The sequence below is a fragment of the Serratia sp. 2880STDY5682894 genome (assembly GCF_001537385.1).
Taxonomy (GTDB): Bacteria; Pseudomonadota; Gammaproteobacteria; order Enterobacterales; family Enterobacteriaceae; genus Serratia; species Serratia nevei.
In genome coordinates this window covers 99,150-116,395 of the sequence record NZ_FCJA01000002.1, presented here as the reverse complement: position 1 = coordinate 116,395, position 17,246 = coordinate 99,150, and the positions used below count along the sequence as shown (strand labels likewise).

Sequence of the window (17,246 nt, the reverse complement as noted above, 5' to 3'; positions counted from 1 at the left end):
TTCGGTCTTATTTTTCATTGACCTGCTTGTTTATCTGAACGCTAACCTGCTCTTTACCGCTGAATGTCTGCAGCGAGCTTTCGCCGAACCAGTCTCCCGGCTGCGGCGTGGCCAATCCGTCCTGTGAGAGGCGCACACGCACCTGCACCTGATGCTGTGCCGAGAGTAGACGCTCGGGCATCATGGCGTTGCTGTCATCCAGAGAGAAAGACAGCGGAAAACGGCTCAGCGGCAATTGTTTTACCGCCACCGGCACCGGGCTGACGCCGTCGGTCACCGAGATGACCAGCGTCCCCTGCGTCGGCAGGGCTTTCGCCGCCTGCGGTGACAGCGAAACGGTCACATTCAGTTTAACAGTTTCTCCGCCGGCCTGGGCTTTTGCTTGTGCAATGCTGCGCTTTATCACTTCCGCGCGCGGATCGTTGGCCGGCAGCAGCTGCAGCATCACCTGCCAGGCGCCTATCGCCTGCTTGAAGTCGCCCTGTTCGAAGGCATTGAACGCCAGCAGGCTCAGCACCCGCGGATCGCCGTGATTTTCCGCGATCATGCGCCGCAACAGCTGCGTCGCCTGCTTGTTATCCTCCGGATCGTTGGATCGCGTCAAGACCTCGGCATAGCCGAGCCGCACTTCCAGACTATTCGGATCCAATTGATAAGCATGGGCAAACGCCTGCGTGGCGGTGGTGGCGTTGTTCAGCGCCATGCCGACCCGCCCCAGCATCATCCAGTCGTTGATGTTGCGATCGTCCTGCTGCAGTGCGGTGCGCAGCCCCAGCCCGAGGCGGGCGATCTCTTCCATGCTCAGCGGTTTGGCGCGCTCATTGGCGACGCGCTCGCGCAATTCCGGCATTTGCGCCTGCACCAGGCGCCAGTCCAGCACCTGCGCCAGCCCGCCAGTTTTCAGATAAAAGCCAACGGTCACCGCCAGCAATAACAGCACGCCCGGCACCAGCGCCCAGCGATTGATCGGCTTCGCCTGCGCCGCCTGCTCGACGGGAATGTCGTTCAACAGGTTCTGTTGCAGCTCTTTCACCAGCTCCGGGCGCTCGGCCACCACGCCTTGCTGCTCGTCCTGCTCCAGTTCGCTGAGGCGATCCTGATAAAAAGCCTTGTTCAACGCATCGCGCGTGGCGGCGCTCTGCTTGCCGTGGCGCATCGCCGGCACCACCAACAACGCGGCGGCGCCGGCCAGCAACACGCAAATAATCAGCCAAAAAGCCATTAGGGTTTCTTCCTGTCAGTCTCTTGCAACAGCGCCGCCAAGCGCTGCCGTTCCCGTTCGGAGAATTCATCGTCCACCACCGCGCCAGGCCGGCGACGGGTGCGCAGGATCACCACCGCCCCGCCGATCAGCACGAACAGCAGCGGGCCGATCCACAAGATCAGCGTCGCCGGCGTTACCGGCGGCTCGTAGGTGACAAAGTTACCGTAGCGCGCCACCATGTAATCGATGATCTGCTGCTTGCTTTGCCCCTGCATCATCAGCTCGTACACCTTGGTGCGCATGTCGGCGGCGATGATGGCATTGGAATCGGCAATGCTGTTGTTTTGGCATTTCGGGCAGCGCAGCTGTTCGGTCAACTCGCGATACTGCTGCTCCTGCTCGACGGAGTTGAAGCGATAGGTATCGATCGCCGCGGCGGCGCTCCAGCTCAGCAGCGCGGCGCACAGCAGGACAATCAGCCTCATGCCTCACCCCCGTACTTTTTATACAGCGGCAGCACTTCCTGCTGCCAAACGCGCTCGTTCATGTCGCCGGCGTGGCGATAGCGAATAATCCCCTGGCCGTCGATAAGGAAGGTCTCAGGCGCGCCGTAGACCCCGAGATCCAACCCCAGCATGCCGTCGCCGTCGTACAGGCTGAGGGCATAGGGATTGCCGAGGGAATTCAGCCAGGTCACCGCCTTGGCGCGATCGTCTTTATAGTTCAGGCCAACCACCCGCACGCCGCGCGCCGCCAGCGTATTGAGATACTGGTGTTCCGCGCGGCAGGTCGGGCACCAGGTGGCCCAGACGTTGAGCAAGATCGGCTTGCCGTCGCGCAGCACCGCCTGATCGTAGGTTTTGCCGGGCTGATCCAGCGATTCCAGCCTGAAGGTCGGCACCGGTTTGCCGATCAGCGCCGATTCCAGCATGGTCGGATCTTCGCCGCCGGCGTTGCGCGTCAGTTGCACCATCAGCGCCGCCACCAGCAGCAGGAAGAGGACCAACGGGATAAACAGCAGCTTACGATTCATGGTTGCGCCTCCAGCTTGCCTTCGCGCTTGAGTTTTTTGCTCATGCGGTAACGCGGGTCGAGGATGCACAGCAGGCCGCCGATCGCCATAAAGACGCCGCCGAACCAAATCCAGCGCACGAAGGGTTTGTAATACAGGCGTACCGCCCAGGAGCCGTCCTCCAGCTCCTCGCCCAGCGCCGCGTACAGATCGCGGCTGAAACCGCCGTCGATCGCCGCTTCGGTCATCATGCTGCGCGCCACGCTGTAGTAGCGTTTCTCCGCGTGCAGCGTCGCCTCCGGCTTGCCGTTGCGCGTGACGTCGATGATGCCGACGCCGCCGCTGTAGTTCGGGCCGCGAATGTCGTGCACGTCGCGGAACACGAAGTGATAGTTGTGAATATCCACGCTGTCGCCGGCCTTCATCCGCACGTCGCGCTCCACGCTGTAGTTCTGGCTGAAGGCAATGCCGATCACCGTCACCGCCACGCCGAGGTGGCCGAGCACCATACCCCAGTGGCTGCGGGACAGCTGGCGCAGGCCGCGCCAGAAACCGTGACGGTGGGTAGCGCGCTCATGCAGCTCCATCAGCGTCAGGATGATCACCCACAGCGCCATGATCAGGCCCACCACCGTCATGCCGGCGATGCTGTCCTGCAGCAGCCACGGCAGCAGGATTGACAGCACCAGCGTCGCCAACAGCGCCACGCCGAGGCGGCGCCACAGCTTGCTCGGCTCATCGCGGCGCCAGCGCACCAGAGGCCCGATGCCCAACAGCAGCGCCAACGGCGCCATCAGCCAGGTGAACATGGTGTTGAAGAACGGCTCGCCGATCGAGATGCTGCCCAGCCCCAGCTGTTTGTGCACCAACGGCAGCAGCGTGCCCAACAGCACCACCAGCATGGCGGCGATCAGCAGCACGTTGTTGCCCAGCAGGAAGGTCTCGCGCGAGAAGGTCTCGTGCTGCACCCGGCTGCGCACCTGGCCGCCCTTGACCGCGTACAGCAGCAGCGAACCGCCGATCACGATCACCAGATAGGCGAGGATAAACATGCCGCGCGCCGGATCGGAGGCGAAGGAGTGCACCGAGACCAGCACGCCGGAACGCACCAGGAAGGTGCCCAGCAGGCACAGCGAGAAGGCGGTGATCGCCAGCAACACCGTCCAGGCTTTGAACGTGCCGCGTTTCTCGGTCACCGCCAGCGAATGCATCAGCGCGGTGCCGGCCAACCACGGCATAAAGGAGGCGTTCTCCACCGGATCCCAGAACCACCAGCCGCCCCAGCCCAGCTCATAGTAAGCCCAGGCCGATCCGAGCACGATGCCCAGCGTGAGGAACACCCAGGCCGCGGTGGTCCACGGGCGTGACCAGCGTGCCCAGGCGGTGTCGAGCCGGCCGGCCATCAGCGAGGCGATGGCGAACGCAAAGGCGACCGAGAAGCCGACGTAGCCCATATACAGCAGCGGCGGGTGGAAGATCAGGCCGATATCCTGCAGCAGCGGATTGAGATCGCTGCCGTCGATCGGGAAATTCGGCAGCGTGCGGGTGAACGGGTTGGAGGTCATGATAATGAACAGCAGGAAACCGGCGGTGATCATCCCCATCACCGACAGCACCCGCGCCACCGCATCCTGCGGCATCGCCCGGCTGCACAACGCCACCGCCAGCGACCAACAGCTCAGCAGCAGCACCCACAGCAGCAGCGACCCCTCATGCGCCCCCCAGGTGGCGGCGATGCGGTAATACACCGGTAGTTGGGTATTGGAGTTGGTGGCCACGTAGGCGACGGTAAAATCGTTGACCACGAAGGCGTGCACCAGGCACAGGAACGCCAGCGCAATCGCGGCGAACATGCCGTAGGTCAGCGGGCGGGCGACCGCCATCATGCGGCTGTCTTGCCGCGCCGCGCCCCACTGCGGGTAAATGCTCAGCAACAGCGCAATCGCCAGCGCCAGGCACAGCAGAAAACTGCCCAGTTCCGGCATCATGACTTGGCGCCCTCCGCCCGCGGCGCGTTATACGCTTCCGCCGGGCCTTTGTGGTTCTCTTTCATCGCGTCGGCCACTTCCGGCGGCGTGTATTTCTCGTCGTGTTTGGCCAGCACTTCGCGCGCATTGACCACGTTGCCCTCGCCCAGCACGCCCTGCGCCACCACGCCCTGCCCTTCGCGGAACAGGTCCGGCAGAATGCCGGTGTAGGTCACGCCGATCGCGCCGCGCGCGTCGTAAATCTTGAAGCTGACCTGCAGCGTATTGGGATCGCGTTTTACCGAGCCCGGCATCACCATGCCGCCGATGCGCAGCCGCTGGCCGACCTCGGGCTTCTCATGATTTTCGCCCTTGCCCTGCAGGATCTCACCCGGGGTATAGAACAGATCGATGTTGGAGCGCAGCGCGTACAGCATCAGGGTCGCGGTCAGCGCGATGCCGATCAGCACAACGATCGCCAGATAAAGGCGGCTTTTACGACGTGGATTCACAATGATTTCTCCCGCGGTGCGGCGGATTTTTGTTTTGATTGTTGCGCATGGCGAATGCGCCGCTCGCGCGCCTGACGGCGGCCGATCTCGGCGAGCAACTGCCGCCGTTGCCAGACGGTGTGCGCCACCAGCCCCAACAGCGAAATCAGCGTGGCGGCGACCGCCAGCCAAACATAGAAGGCGTAACCGCCCATGGCGAAAAACGCCGACCAGGAATCGAATGCGGCGTTCATGACTGACGCTCCTTATTCACCAGCCCGGCGACCCACGGGCGCTGGCGCTCCTGGAACAGGATCAGATTGCGCAGGCGCATCAGCGTCAGCGTGACGAACAGCAGCAGGTAACCGAGGATCGCCCAGCGCAGCGGGGTGCGCATGCTTGGCGCGATAGACTGCTGCATATTGGTCGAGCCCTGATGCAACGTATTCCACCATTCGACCGAAAAATGGATGATAGGGATATTTACCACGCCCACCAGCACCAGAATCCCGGCGGCGCGGCCCGCCAGACGGCGGTCTTCAAAGGCGTTGTACAGCGCGATGACGCCCATATAAAGGAACAGCAGCACCAGCTCGGAGGTCAGACGCGCATCCCACACCCACCAGGTGCCCCACATCGGCTTGCCCCAGGCGGAGCCGGTCACCAGCGCGATAAAGGTGAACACCGCGCCGATCGGCGCCATCGCCGCCACCACGGTATCGGACATTTTCATCTGCCACACCAGGCCGATAAACGCCGCCACCGCCATCGAGGCGTAGATGCCCATCGACCACATGGCCGCCGGCACGTGAATATAAATGATGCGGAAGCTGTCGCCCTGCTGATAATCCTTCGGCGCGAAACCAAAGCCCCATGCCCAGCCCAGCAGCAGGCAGGCCGCCGCCGCCAGCCCCAGCCAGGGGATAAAGCGGCCGCAGACGTGATACAGCCGTTCAGGCCGCGCCAGTTGATGTAACCATTTCCACATTGTCGTCAGTGCTCACGGTAATTTTTATGCGTCGGCCGCCCGAGCGATCGAAACGGCGAAAATCTTCTGCGGGGTACGCTCTTGTCGGCCTTGCCCCGTCTGTTCATTCAATACGTTAGCTAGTGCACGCTCACTCGCAGCGCCGCCGCGGTGGCAAACGGCGCCAATGTCACGCTGCCCGCCAGCATCGCGCCCAGTATCGCCAGGTAACCGTCGATCGGCATGCCCATCGAGGCGGCGTCGATCGCGCCGGTGGCGAAGATCAGCACCGGGATATACAGCGGCAGCACCAGCAGGCTGAGCAACACGCCCCCTTTGCGCAGGCCGACGGTCAGCCCCACGCCGATAGCGCCGATCAGGCTCAGCGTCGGCGTGCCGAGCAGCAGCGTCCCCGCCACCGCCAGCCAGGTCTGCATATCGAGCGACAGCAGCAGCGCCACCAGCGGCGATAGGATCAGCAGCGGCAATCCCGTCACGACCCAGTGAGCACACACTTTGCCCAGCACCGTCATCGGCAGCGGCGTCGGCAGCAGCAACAGCTGCTCCAGCGAGCCATCGAGGAAATCGTCGCGAAACAGCCGCTCCAGCGACAGCAGCGAGGCCAACAGCGCCGCCACCCACACGATGCCCGGCGCAATGCGCGCCAGCAGCTGCGGCTCCGGGCCAACCCCCAACGGGAACAGCGTGATCACAATCAGGAAAAACCACAGCGGGTTGACGATCTCCGAACCTTTACGGCAGGCGATCTTCAGTTCGCGGCGCACCAGGGTCAAAAACATCACAGGCTCCCCGCGTCATGTTCCGCCAAACGAACTTTCCCCACCGTTTGGCTGACGCCGGCCAAATCCTGATGGGTGGTCAACAATACCATGCCGCCTCGCTGTGCATGTTGTTCAAAAAGGCTAATCAACTCAGCTACGCCCTGTTTGTCGATCGCCGTCAGCGGCTCGTCGAGGATCCACAGCGGTGCCGCGCTGAGCCACAGCCGCGCCAGCGCCACGCGCCGCTGCTGCCCGGCGGAAAGCTGCGCCACCGGCAGATCTTCGTAACCCACCAGCCCCACTTGCTCCAGGGCGCGCCAGATGGCCGGATGATCGGTTGTACCGCGCACCGCTTGATAAAACTGCAGATTTTCGAAGGGCGTCAATACGGCTTTGATGCCGGGCTGATGGCCGATAAACAGCAAATCTTGCTGGTAACCCGCACGATCGCGCAGCGTGCTGCGCCCGCGCCAGCACACCTCGCCGCCGTCCGGCCGCGCCAGGCCGGCGAGAATGCGCAGCAAACTGGTTTTACCCGCGCCGTTCGGCCCTTCTACCTGAATGATATCGCCCGGCTGAACTGAAAAGCTTAGCTCGCTAAACAGGATGCGCTCATCGCGCACGCAACTCAGACTTTTGGCTTCCAGCATCGGGGAACTCATATTTTTCTTTGGGATAGCGAATCATAGCATAAGCCTTTCCCCGCACGCAGCCCGCGGCGGGCGCGCCGACGGGCCAATATGGCGAGCAGGATCAAGAATGCGTGGAAAAAATCGGCGGATTTTAACTCTTGTTACCTTTTTCTGTATTTCGCCGCATTTGGGCCAGGCAACTACGCTTAATGACGTGAACTCACCCTTAATGAGCAGGAGCGACAGCATGAGCGAGCAGCAGCGCCAAGAGCACGAGCCGGATGAGACGATGCAGGTAGAGAGCGAGGAGCAGGAACAGGGCAAGCGCGAAATCGAAGTCAGGGAAGAGAATCTGCCGTCGCGCGCGGCGGCGGTGCATGAACAGATCCGGATGGAAGGCGAAAAAGAGCTGGAGCGCGACGGGCTGGCGCTGCTGTGGTCGGCGATCGCCGCCGGGCTGTCGATGGGCGCCTCGCTGGCGGCAAAAGGCATTTTCCACGCCCGCCTGCCGGACGATCCCAGCCGCTTTTTCATCGAGAACCTCGGCTATACCTTCGGTTTCATCATTGTCATCATGGCGCGCCAGCAGTTGTTTACCGAAAACACCGTCACGGCGGTATTGCCAATCATGCATAAGCCCACGCCGCGCAACCTGCTGATCCTGCTGCGCCTGTGGGGCGTGGTGCTGCTCGGCAACCTGATTGGCACCGGGCTGGCGGCGCTGGCGTTTACCCATATGCCGCTGTTCGACGCCGAAACGCGCGGCGCCTTCGTCAGCCTGGGCGAAGAGGTGATGCGCCATACGCCGGGAGAAATGTTCGCCAACGGCATCCTGGCCGGCTGGATCATCGCCACCATGGTGTGGATGTTCCCGGCCGCCGGCGCGGCGAAAATCTGGGTGATCGTGCTGATGACCTACCTGGTGGCGATTTGCGATTTGACCCATATCGTGGTCGGTTCGGTCGAGATCCTGTATCTGGTGTTCAACGGCGCGATTAGCTGGCAAGCATTCATTTACCCGTTCGCTCTGCCGACGCTGGCGGGCAACATCATCGGCGGCACCTTTATCTTTGCGCTGATAAGCCACGCGCAGATCCGCAACGATTTGAGCGCCAAAAACCAGGCCGCGCGGCGGCAAGAGAAAAAGCGGCGCCACGGCGGGGAAAAACCGTGATCGCGGTCGGTTAGCCGAGGAAATTTCGGCGTGAACTGGCGAGGTATTGAGCAAACGCGCCGCTAAGCGCTTATTCTGCGGGTAAAAAAAGGTATAATGCCCCGGCAGCGTCGGTTGCCGGCCCGCAACGTCCCCGTAGTTAAACGGATATAACAAGCCCCTCCTAAGGGCTAGTTACTGGTTCGATTCCAGTCGGGGACACCATTCTTTCTTATCACGGCATTCCCCATCATCTGCACCCGCAATTCCCCTGTTCAGGTCCGATTGTCGCCGAGCGTTATAATTGGCATCAGTAAAAAAACTTAATATCCGTCGGCGTTGAAATCGCCGCCGCTTCACCTCTGGCCTGCAATTCGCCCTTCTCATCATCGAAATCGAACAGCGTCACGCTATTGGTGAATACATTCGTCACATAGAGATGGTTACCCCCGGCATCAAAAGCGAGCGCACGCGGCTCAATGCCGCCGGCCTCATAGCGCGTCGGCACGCCTGGCAGACCGTCCCTGCCTATTTTTAATACCAGCAGGTGGTTATCGGTGCCGCGATGGGTGGCAATAAGATATCTGCCGCTCGGGCTCAGGATAATGGCCCCACCGCTTTTCGCCTCCGCCGAATCGAGGCCGCCGTTCAGTTTCACTTTCCCTTGCCGCGTCAATCGATTGTCGTTAACGGCAAACGCCTCGATCTCGCCCGCCATTTCGGTGATGACATAGGCATAGTCGCCTGCCGGCGAGAACACCATGTGCCTTGGGCCGGCGCCGGGCGCAAAGGCGACATCGCGCGAAGCATCCGCCTGCAACGGCTGCGCGTTATCCGAACGATAGCGGTAGGCGTGCAGCTTATCGCCGCCGAGGTCCGCCGCGTACAGGTATTGGCCATCGCGGCTGAAGGTGGTGGAGTGCGCATGCCCGCCTTCCTGGCGCCCCTGCACGATGCCGGAGCCGGGCGTAAACGGATAATGCTGTACGCGTTCACCCAGCCTGCCGTCGCTGCCAATCGGCAATACCGTCACCCCCGCGCCGCCTTTGGCGACGGAATAGTTGGCGACCAACAGAAACTTGCCGTCCGGGCTGAGGGTGGCATGCGTCGGCTGCCGACCCGCGCTGCTCACCGTATTCAGCACCCGCAGGCTGCCAGCCTGGTCTATCGCCAAGGCGGTCACCGTTCCCGCGTCCTCCTCATTGGTGGCATAGGCGAAGCGGCCATCGCGGGATGTGACGATCCACGACGGGCTTTTCATTTTAATGGCATCGAGCAGCGTTAACGTGCCGTCGCCATTAACCGCCAGACGATAGAGCCCTTCACTGGGGCGCGTCGGTTTCTGCACCGTTGGCGCATCCGGAATATGGGTCCAGGTGCCGACTAACGCTATTTGATGCTGTTCCCGATTATTTGCCATCGTATTTCCTGAAAACATGAAGAGCGTTAATGCCAGCGCTAATTGAATTGCCTGCCGGCCTAAACCTTTAACGTTCACTCTGCCAAAGGCAGGCAACGTTAAAGGTAGCATAAAGAGCGCGCGGCGGTGTTTATTAATCGAGCCAGAGGATTTTTCTATACTCATGATGCCTCCTTTCCTCAACACTACGCCACAGGAATAAGTATATCGACATTGATGATCTTACTGTTTAAATGCTCGTGTCTGTATAATTCGATGAAAAAGCTCTCCCTCATTTTGACATTAATAGCCGGCAGATGGGCGTCATAGATACCCTCAAAAAAGGCAATATACTCAGGTAGCTCCCCGATAAAGGGAATGACAATATATTTCCCCATGGGTATATAGAAGTTAAATATGGAATGAAAAACCTCTTGCTCCTTGCCGTTGGCATGCGGCCGCCCCCCTTTTCTTTTTTCTACGCTATAAGCCCTCCCATTTTTACTTAGCCATTTATCATTCGTCTGGGTAATGTCACTGGCATCTCTGTACTTCCTGACGGAGTGGAAAATCAATGCCTTGTACTGCTTCAACATGTCGATGTCATCCGGCATGACCGTATGATAAAAATAGGGTTTATTGTCGCTGCCATACGGTGGAATCTGGGTGGAGAAATCCCATCCCCGGCTGTTCCTAAAGCTGTTGGGCGTTTCGCCAAAGAAACGTTTGAATGCCCGCGTGTAGCATTGCTGAGAAGCAAACCCGGATGCCAGGGCAACATCCAATATGTTACCTTGATGCTGTTTGAGCAGGACAGCGGACCGGCTCAGCTTTCTATTCCTGATATAAGTCCCTAACGTAATGCCAAAATAATGTTTAAATAACCGCTGTAAATGCCATTTAGAGTAACCCGAGATAATGGAAACCTTCTCAACGGAAAGCCCCTCTATAATATTTTTCTCCATATACTCCAAGACCTGTACAAGAATATCCTTTCTATAATCCATGAGCGCTCCCTGCCTTTATAAAGATTGTGTCCTTTTTATTAAAATCGTTAACCTCTCAAATCAAGTCATTAAGATTAATCCTAAAAAAAATCACCCTGTCAATGCAATTTTTACGGCATAGGAAAAGTCATCATATAAATAACTGAAAATGATCATGTTATATAAATACGCTTGCGAAAAATCCGTGAATAAAAAATGCGCCACGCAAAGTGCATCCATTAAAGATGCATTTGCCCCGCCAGGGTGAATCACACTTTATGTTAATTGTTTTATCTTAAAGTGTTTTTTTACGCTCCACGGGCATGGCCGAATAGGAATTTCATCATCACAAATTAAATCGTGTTTTATTGTTTGGCCGGTTGATAAAACTATTGAGCCGAATACGAAAAAGTATGAACGGTGGCGAAGGAAGATGCGGCGGATAAGCGCAAGATCTTAACCTCGGGCCCGATAATCGCAGATCGTCATTGCGAGTTTCTTTTTTATCTTCTCCCGCACGGTGAAGAATCGACGTTTCAACACACCCTGTTCGATGCCCTATTTTCCCTCCATGTCAATGGGATCGCCACTGGTCCCCCGCTGAACCGCCTCCCCTTCCCTCGTAACAGTGCCGCGTCTGCTTGTGCCACGCTTTATTGACCAAGCGCAGCAAAAAGCCCGGCTCGCAAAGCCGGGCTTTTCATTCACGGGCTGCTCAATCAGCCAGGTTGTCGATCTCTGCGGACCTGTGCTTACGCAACAGATACAGCAGCAAAGACACCCGCCGCTCGGTGCGTTCCGGGGTATCCGGCGGCAGGTTGTAGCGCAGGGTATAGCGCTCGTTGTTCTCGTTGCAAAAATCGATGACGAGCACGGGCGCAGAGGCCCCGGCTACTTTTCGATAATTCAGCGAAATGCACGACAGGTTTTTTTTCATCTCAACTTACCGCGAGGGTGCGGCGAGTTGATTCGGCAATCCGCCCCACGCCGGCGCTCAGCGCGGCGCCCAACAGCAGCACCAACAGCGACCCCCATGCGGCGCGCGACAGCTGTTTAGCCGCTTCATCGGCCGCTTCACGCGCTTTCTGCTCGGCCTCAGCCTTGAGTTTCTCCACTTTCTGCACCGCCTGCTGGTAAGCCTGAGCGTAGTTATCGACGATTTGGCTCGCTTCATCACGGCTCTTGCCGGTGCGCGCCGCAACGATATTCACCAACGCATCCTTATCGGCCGCGCTCAACGTCGGCTCACCGGACTGCTTGACGCGGTCGAACCACTGTTTGAGCTCGGAGGCGGCCCGCGCCGGATCGGCCGCCGCGTCCATGGCCGATTGCTTGCCGTCGGCGGTCGCCCTATCGGCCTTCTGTTCCAACCGAGCTGGATCCAGTTCCGGCTTGCCGGTCTGCTTGAGCGTGGCGTTCAACTGGTTTTCCAGGCTTCCCCAGTCAAGGCTGATGCCTTTTTTATCCAGCTGTTGCTTGAGGCCTTCGCCCACGTTTGGCGCTGCCGCAGCCAGGCCGCTGCCCGCCAGCGAAAGCCCTTTGCCCACCGCGCTACCCGCCAGCCCCACCACGCCACTCGCCAATGAAACCACCAGCCAGGTGGTCAGCAAGGTGGTGATCGCCCAGCTCAGCAGGCCATGCAAGCCGCCGCGATTCGGTGCGGTGCGGCCGGCGACGAACGCGCCTGCGGCCAGCGAGGCCAGCGTTGAAACCAGCAGCCAGATCCCGGTGCCGGTGCCAAAGCCGCTCAGCGGGTTGCCCTTTTGCATCATATCCACGGCCTGGGCACCGACAGCCGTACCCAGCACGCTGAAGATCAGATAAGTCACCAGCGCCACGGCACTCCCGGCCAATATCGAGCCCCATGACACCTGAAACGCAAAGCGATTTGATTCATAGACAGTGGTCATCGTTGTTCCTTATATTTTCTGGACAAGTGATTGCACGCACGGCGGATAACCGCGCAGACAAATCCAGTCTGCCGCGCGGCATCGTCGGCCGTCCCGGTTCATTTGCGCCAGAATGACTAGTGCATTCACACCCTGCGAATACGCACGTTATGCACTAAGCTGCTCAGCGAGTAGCGTAACCCGCGGCCCCCGTCAGAGGCCGCTCCCCCTTCTGTCTAGCGGAGAGCACATGAACCCATCCGTCCTGGCCAGCGAAACCCACCGCGGCCACCTGCAGCAAATCATCTCCGGCTTGTCCGACGGCGTGATCCTGACGGATACCGATCAAACGCTGCTTTGGGCCAACGAAGCCGCGTTGGCCATGCATGGCGTGAGCCACCAGAAAGCCCTGGGGGCCAATGCCGACGAGTACGCGGCGCGGTTTGCCCTGCGTTATCGCAACAACCACCCGCTGGCGCTGGAACAGTACCCGCTAAACCGGGTTGCCGATGGCGAGACCTTCACCGATGTGGTAGTGGAAGTTCGGCAGGTCGACGATCCGGACAGCTTCTGGGTGCACCGCCTGCGGAGCCTGATTATCACCGATGCGCAGGGGCAGCCGGAGCTGCTGGCGCTGATCCTGAGCGACGCGACGGAGTGGGCCAGCGCCGAACAGCGCTTTGAAAAAACCTTCAACGCCAATCCAGCGCCGGCGGTCATTTGTCGGCTAAGCGACCTGCGTTACGTCAAGGTCAATCAGGGGTTCCTCGATATGACCGGTTACCAGCGTGAACAGGTCATGGGGCGTTCGGTCTATGAACTCGACGTGTTGGAACAGGCTGAGCACAAAGAGCTGGCGATTCAGCGCCTGGGGGAAGGCGCAACCATTCCACAAATGGAGGCCGAGCTGAAACTGCCCGGTGGCGGAAGCAAGCTGGTGGTGGTTGCCGGCCAACCGCTGGACATCAATGAAGACGACTGCATGCTGTTCACTTTTACCGATCTCGAACCCCGGCGTCAGGCGGAATCGGCGCTGCGGGAAAGTGAAGAGCGGTTCGCCAAGGCATTTCGCCTGAGCCCGGTGCCGACGTTGTTGTGTACGGCGCACGAGCGGCGCGTGCTGGACGTCAACGAAGCCTTCACCCGCACCACCGAGTACGACGCCGAAGCCTTGATCGGCAAAACGGTCGATGAGATCCAATTTATTGACGATCCCGAGGCGAACCGCCGTTTGTTTGCCGCGCTGGAAAAAAGCGGTAACGTCGAAGGGCTGGACATCCGGGTACGCAAGAAAGGGAGCGAGTCGATCGACTGCGTGGCCTCTGCGGATGCCGTCAGCATTCACAATGCGCCCTGCTACCTGCTGGTGCTCATGGACATTACCGAACGCAAACGCTCGGAGCTGGAGCTGGTGAGCGCCATCGAAGAAGTGATGCAGGACGCTTCCTGGTTCAGCCAAACCTTGATTGAAAAACTGGCCAACGTGAAAAGCCTCAACCGGCCCGACCACACCGGATTTAACGCCAGCGATCTCACACCGCGCGAGCGCGATGTGCTGGAATTGATTTGCGAGGGGCTGCCGGACAAGAAAATCGCGGCGCGTCTCAATCTGGCGCTCAACACCATTCGCAATCATGTCGCGACGGTCTATTCCAAACTGGGCGTGCATAGCCGCAGCGAAGCCATCGTCTGGGCCAGGGAGCGCGGTCTGTTTACCGGCGGGCCGGCCACCAGGAACGGCAAGTAGCCTGCAAATGCACTATCCGTACCGATGCAAACGCCCCTTATAGGCACAACGTGAAGTGCATAACATGGAGGTGCAAATGCAGGTTTTCGCCCTGTGCGGAAGCCAAACGGATCGAACCTTAGGAGCGCATCATAATGAACAGCGAAAAAGCCAATGGCATGATGGAAAAAGTGGCGGGCAAAGCGCAGGAAATGGCGGGCGACGTCACCGGAAACGAACGTTTGCAGGCCGAAGGCGCCACGCGCTATGCAGCGGGCGCGCTGCAAGAAAAATACGGCGACGCCCTGAGCTGCGCCGGCAGCATGATGAAGAAAAACCCCCTCGCTGCATTAGCCCTCATTGCCGGCGCTGGCCTGTTGGCCGGCCTGCTGCTGCGCCGCCGTTGATGCGCGCCGACCAGCACACCGTTTTTCCCTGAATGCCGCGCCCGGAGGGTCACCACCGGGCGCGGTTCTTTTCGGCGATGCAGGCCCGATTTGTTATTGAACTCTCAGCAGTTTCTTTAATTCAAGGTATCGAGTATGCAATGAATCATTACCCTCCGTTTTCTTGATTTTATCATCGAGTAAATCAACAAAGTTTTCACCAAATCTATCTTCAATAAACGGATTTGCACCATGTTTAAGCAGAAGATTCATATGGTCAATTCGCCCCAAATAAGCACACTCCACTAATGGTGTTCTCTTTAACCTATCCTGAATGTTAATGTCCGCACCATATTTTATCAGTGTCGCCATTGTCTCTGTATTACTGGATTTAATTGTCTGAAATATTATTGGTAGATCATCAAGTTTGCCTCTTGCATTAGGAGACAATCCCCCATCAAGCAATGCCTTTAACCAAATACCGTTGTCTAATTTTGCCATCCATTCAGCAGGACTGGCACCGCCATTGGGGCGAGGTTGCAGTGGATCGGCTCCGGCCTTTACCAACTCGGTCGCAATCTGCAGCCGTTCCGGCGTGGCATTGTCATGAGTCGACGTCGCCAGGGCATAAAACAATAATGTCATATCGTGTTCACCGGGGCTGTTCAGATCCGTCTCTTTCGCCAGCCGTTTGATGTTGCCGATATTCCCATCGCGGATAGCCTTAGCCAACACAAGCTGTTGACCTGTAAAGTAACCTTCTGGCGGCAAGTCCATTCCTTTCTCCTTACATCCGGTTGTAAACACCAATCCAATCGCGATGAACAGCGCTGCGAACACGTTAAAAACTTGTCTCATCGAGCTTCTATATCCTGTGACCGATTGTGGCGATATCATCGTCTTTTTCCTGTTCGATGCAGTCTATCACTTGTTGGATGCCATGTCGGTCCCCCATATTTCCCACACCGCCATCAAGCGTGTGTTTAACACCAACGGCATCCGGCAAATGTGACGATATTTTTTCCTTCGCGGCCAATAATGCAAGGTTGCCATTAACGTCGATAAAGTCTTGCCTGAGATCGACTTCCTGCAACCTCGTCAAAATTTCGCCCTTCACCCGGTAGGCGTTGATAATATCCTCACTGCACACCAAGGAACCCCCATACTTTTCCACGGTACCCGAATTCAATCCCGCGGCATTAAATGTCCACCCAGATTTACCGCTGGTCATTGATGCCGCCGATGCCAGCCCACCGCCTAGCGAATGCCCGGAGATATCTACCCGGCCCTTTAATAAAGAGCCAATATCTACAGCTCTTTGATAGTATGCAGATTCAGCACCTCTGCCTTGGTTGAAGTTATTCGTCCAGTCTTCCAGGTTCTTTATCTCTGGCAGTTCACGATCGATAAATATCTTCTTCGCCGCATTCAGTTTACCATTAGGAAGTTCAGGCATCCTTGACCCGCGAAAAACAACTGTCGGATTCATATCATCGCCAAACACGGCTTTATCCGGAGCATAAACCCTTGCCAAAAAACCCGGTGATATCTCATTGTCATAAAGCATTTCCCGGCGAACCCCTAAACCATCCAAAAAACCGCCGTCATTACTCACATCCCGCCATCCTTCCGGCACGCCTGGCGTAGCCGCCAACGGATTGGTCGTGTTATAGACATTCTGCGCCAGCTTGGCCTTTTCCACCGCGACGTTATTTTGCGCCAGGCGTTGCGCCGCAATCCGCGCATCCGGATAGATACTTCGCTCCCCCCGACCAATCAGATATTTTCTCGCCTGCCAACGCTCCTGTTTGCTCATTGGGCGAACGACCTCTTTGATGACGGTAAGGCTTGAGCCAACGGCGGCGGCCACCGCCTGCATCAGCGGGGGATTTTTAGCGGTGTTTTGTCTCGGGGGCAAGGAAGTTGGTTTAGGCCTGGCGGCGTATCGGCTGATCATCTCTTCATAACGTTGAATTATACGTTCGACTGGGTACTGCGGCGGTAATACAGTCCCGGGATAACGCTGCAGGCGCCCTTGCGCATTGATGAAAAACGGATATTTGACGGGGCTCCAGGCACCGATACTTGCATCGACGGCAAGCAAACTGCCGCGTTTTAGTTCGTCAAACACGCCGCGCTTCATGCCGCTATCTTCCCGGTAACTCGATACGCCAATACCGGACTGCGTATTGCGCGTGATAGTGTGCCTGCTCGATATCGACGACATGGACGAACCGCCGAACAGGTAATGTCGCTCCAGCTCATAACGCGCATCGGCGGGATTAAGGATGCGGGCGAATTTCTCCGGCGCCAACGATTCCGACATAAAATAAATCAACTGCACAATGGCCTCCCTTCGGCTTGCTACTGGCTTTCCCTTCGTCTGTCAGTGAACGTCACTGGACGAGCCAGTTTTTCATCATACCTACAGCTCTACTTGACCGATACGTGCGTAAGAAATAACGGCCTTATTTTTCACCGTTTCTCCTTATACGTCACATTTATCTTTAACAGGTTTATGTCAGACCTCGTCAATTTCTAATTTCAGTCTGCCAGCAGACAAGTCATTTACCGGTTCATGTTATCTCATCATCTTAATCCTTAAAATCTATGACGGTAATCAGTAAACAGGGTCCTGATATATAACCTGAA

At 58.1% G+C, this 17,246-nt stretch carries 18 protein-coding genes and 1 tRNA gene; 4 read left to right on the top strand and 15 right to left on the bottom strand.

Features of this window, described 5'->3' with window-relative positions; all coding sequences use genetic code 11:
- Positions 1-7: 7 nt before the first annotated feature.
- The 9 genes from ccmI to ccmA form a co-directional block, all read right to left on the bottom strand.
- The gene (gene ccmI, locus AWX27_RS05345; protein WP_049270556.1) at positions 8-1,222 is read right to left on the bottom strand and encodes a c-type cytochrome biogenesis protein CcmI; all 1,215 of its coding nucleotides are present in this window, start codon (positions 1,220-1,222) and stop codon (positions 8-10) included.
- The gene (locus AWX27_RS05340; protein ID WP_060419972.1) at positions 1,222-1,689 is read right to left on the bottom strand and encodes a cytochrome c-type biogenesis protein; all 468 of its coding nucleotides are present in this window, start codon (positions 1,687-1,689) and stop codon (positions 1,222-1,224) included. The genes ccmI and AWX27_RS05340 overlap by 1 nt, the downstream gene beginning before the upstream one ends.
- A complete protein-coding gene (locus AWX27_RS05335; RefSeq protein ID WP_033653726.1) occupies positions 1,686-2,237 on the bottom strand; it encodes a DsbE family thiol:disulfide interchange protein in 552 nt (183 codons plus the stop codon). The genes AWX27_RS05340 and AWX27_RS05335 overlap by 4 nt, the downstream gene beginning before the upstream one ends.
- Positions 2,234-4,204: a heme lyase CcmF/NrfE family subunit gene (locus tag AWX27_RS05330; protein WP_039564915.1), complete on the bottom strand. Its 1,971-nt coding sequence runs from the start codon at positions 4,202-4,204 to the stop codon at positions 2,234-2,236. The genes AWX27_RS05335 and AWX27_RS05330 overlap by 4 nt, the downstream gene beginning before the upstream one ends.
- Positions 4,201-4,695, bottom strand: a complete 495-nt coding sequence (gene ccmE, locus AWX27_RS05325; RefSeq protein ID WP_060419969.1) for a cytochrome c maturation protein CcmE — start codon at positions 4,693-4,695, stop codon at positions 4,201-4,203. Before ccmE ends, AWX27_RS05330 begins: the two co-directional genes overlap by 4 nt.
- Positions 4,692-4,928 carry a heme exporter protein CcmD gene (gene ccmD, locus AWX27_RS05320; RefSeq protein ID WP_004936267.1) on the bottom strand — a complete coding sequence of 79 codons (237 nt, stop codon included), beginning with the start codon at positions 4,926-4,928 and terminating at the stop codon, positions 4,692-4,694. Before ccmD ends, ccmE begins: the two co-directional genes overlap by 4 nt.
- Entirely contained in the window at positions 4,925-5,662 is a 738-nt protein-coding gene (locus AWX27_RS05315) for a heme ABC transporter permease (RefSeq protein ID WP_004936270.1), read from the bottom strand. Before AWX27_RS05315 ends, ccmD begins: the two co-directional genes overlap by 4 nt.
- A 119-nt stretch (positions 5,663-5,781) precedes the next feature.
- Complete coding sequence (gene ccmB / locus AWX27_RS05310) at positions 5,782-6,441, bottom strand: heme exporter protein CcmB (protein WP_060419965.1); 660 nt, start codon at positions 6,439-6,441, stop codon at positions 5,782-5,784.
- Complete coding sequence (gene ccmA / locus AWX27_RS05305) at positions 6,441-7,073, bottom strand: cytochrome c biogenesis heme-transporting ATPase CcmA (RefSeq protein ID WP_060419962.1); 633 nt, start codon at positions 7,071-7,073, stop codon at positions 6,441-6,443. The genes ccmB and ccmA overlap by 1 nt, the downstream gene beginning before the upstream one ends.
- Positions 7,074-7,302: 229 nt before the next feature.
- Between ccmA and AWX27_RS05300 the strand changes: the two genes are divergently transcribed.
- A complete protein-coding gene (locus AWX27_RS05300) occupies positions 7,303-8,229 on the top strand; it encodes a formate/nitrite transporter family protein (RefSeq protein WP_060419960.1) in 927 nt (308 codons plus the stop codon).
- A 129-nt stretch (positions 8,230-8,358) separates the two neighbouring features.
- Positions 8,359-8,433 (top strand) — tRNA-Arg (locus AWX27_RS05295).
- 85 nt (positions 8,434-8,518) lie between these two features.
- Here the strand turns inward: AWX27_RS05295 and AWX27_RS05290 are convergent.
- The 4 genes from AWX27_RS05290 to AWX27_RS05275 all read right to left on the bottom strand — a co-directional run bounded on the left by AWX27_RS05290 (position 8,519) and on the right by AWX27_RS05275 (position 12,503).
- Positions 8,519-9,793: a lactonase family protein gene (locus AWX27_RS05290; RefSeq protein WP_230200952.1), complete on the bottom strand. Its 1,275-nt coding sequence runs from the start codon at positions 9,791-9,793 to the stop codon at positions 8,519-8,521.
- Positions 9,794-9,813: 20 nt separating this feature from the next.
- On the bottom strand, positions 9,814-10,614 hold the full coding sequence (locus AWX27_RS05285; RefSeq protein WP_060419953.1) for a helix-turn-helix domain-containing protein: 801 nt from the start codon (positions 10,612-10,614) through the stop codon (positions 9,814-9,816).
- Positions 10,615-11,308: 694 nt separating this feature from the next.
- Positions 11,309-11,530, bottom strand: a complete 222-nt coding sequence (locus AWX27_RS05280) for a hypothetical protein (protein ID WP_004936288.1) — start codon at positions 11,528-11,530, stop codon at positions 11,309-11,311.
- 1 nt (position 11,531) lies between these two features.
- Positions 11,532-12,503: a YrzE family protein gene (locus tag AWX27_RS05275; protein ID WP_038876539.1), complete on the bottom strand. Its 972-nt coding sequence runs from the start codon at positions 12,501-12,503 to the stop codon at positions 11,532-11,534.
- Positions 12,504-12,732: 229 nt separating this feature from the next.
- Here AWX27_RS05275 and AWX27_RS05270 point away from each other — a divergent pair, with 229 nt between their 5' ends.
- Together AWX27_RS05270 and AWX27_RS05265 are read left to right on the top strand one after the other, a co-directional pair.
- On the top strand, positions 12,733-14,229 hold the full coding sequence (locus tag AWX27_RS05270; protein ID WP_060419949.1) for a helix-turn-helix transcriptional regulator: 1,497 nt from the start codon (positions 12,733-12,735) through the stop codon (positions 14,227-14,229).
- Between the two features lie 134 nt (positions 14,230-14,363).
- Positions 14,364-14,615: a CsbD family protein gene (locus tag AWX27_RS05265; RefSeq protein ID WP_047730161.1), complete on the top strand. Its 252-nt coding sequence runs from the start codon at positions 14,364-14,366 to the stop codon at positions 14,613-14,615.
- Positions 14,616-14,708: 93 nt separating this feature from the next.
- Here AWX27_RS05265 and AWX27_RS05260 read toward each other — a convergent pair whose 3' ends face one another.
- Both AWX27_RS05260 and AWX27_RS05255 read right to left on the bottom strand, forming a co-directional pair.
- Positions 14,709-15,452 carry an ankyrin repeat domain-containing protein gene (locus AWX27_RS05260; RefSeq protein WP_060419947.1) on the bottom strand — a complete coding sequence of 248 codons (744 nt, stop codon included), beginning with the start codon at positions 15,450-15,452 and terminating at the stop codon, positions 14,709-14,711.
- A gap of 7 nt (positions 15,453-15,459) precedes the next feature.
- Positions 15,460-16,938 (bottom strand): DUF8093 domain-containing protein, encoded by a 1,479-nt coding sequence (locus AWX27_RS05255; RefSeq protein ID WP_060419945.1) that lies wholly within the window; start codon positions 16,936-16,938, stop codon positions 15,460-15,462.
- Positions 16,939-17,246: the final 308 nt, after the last annotated feature.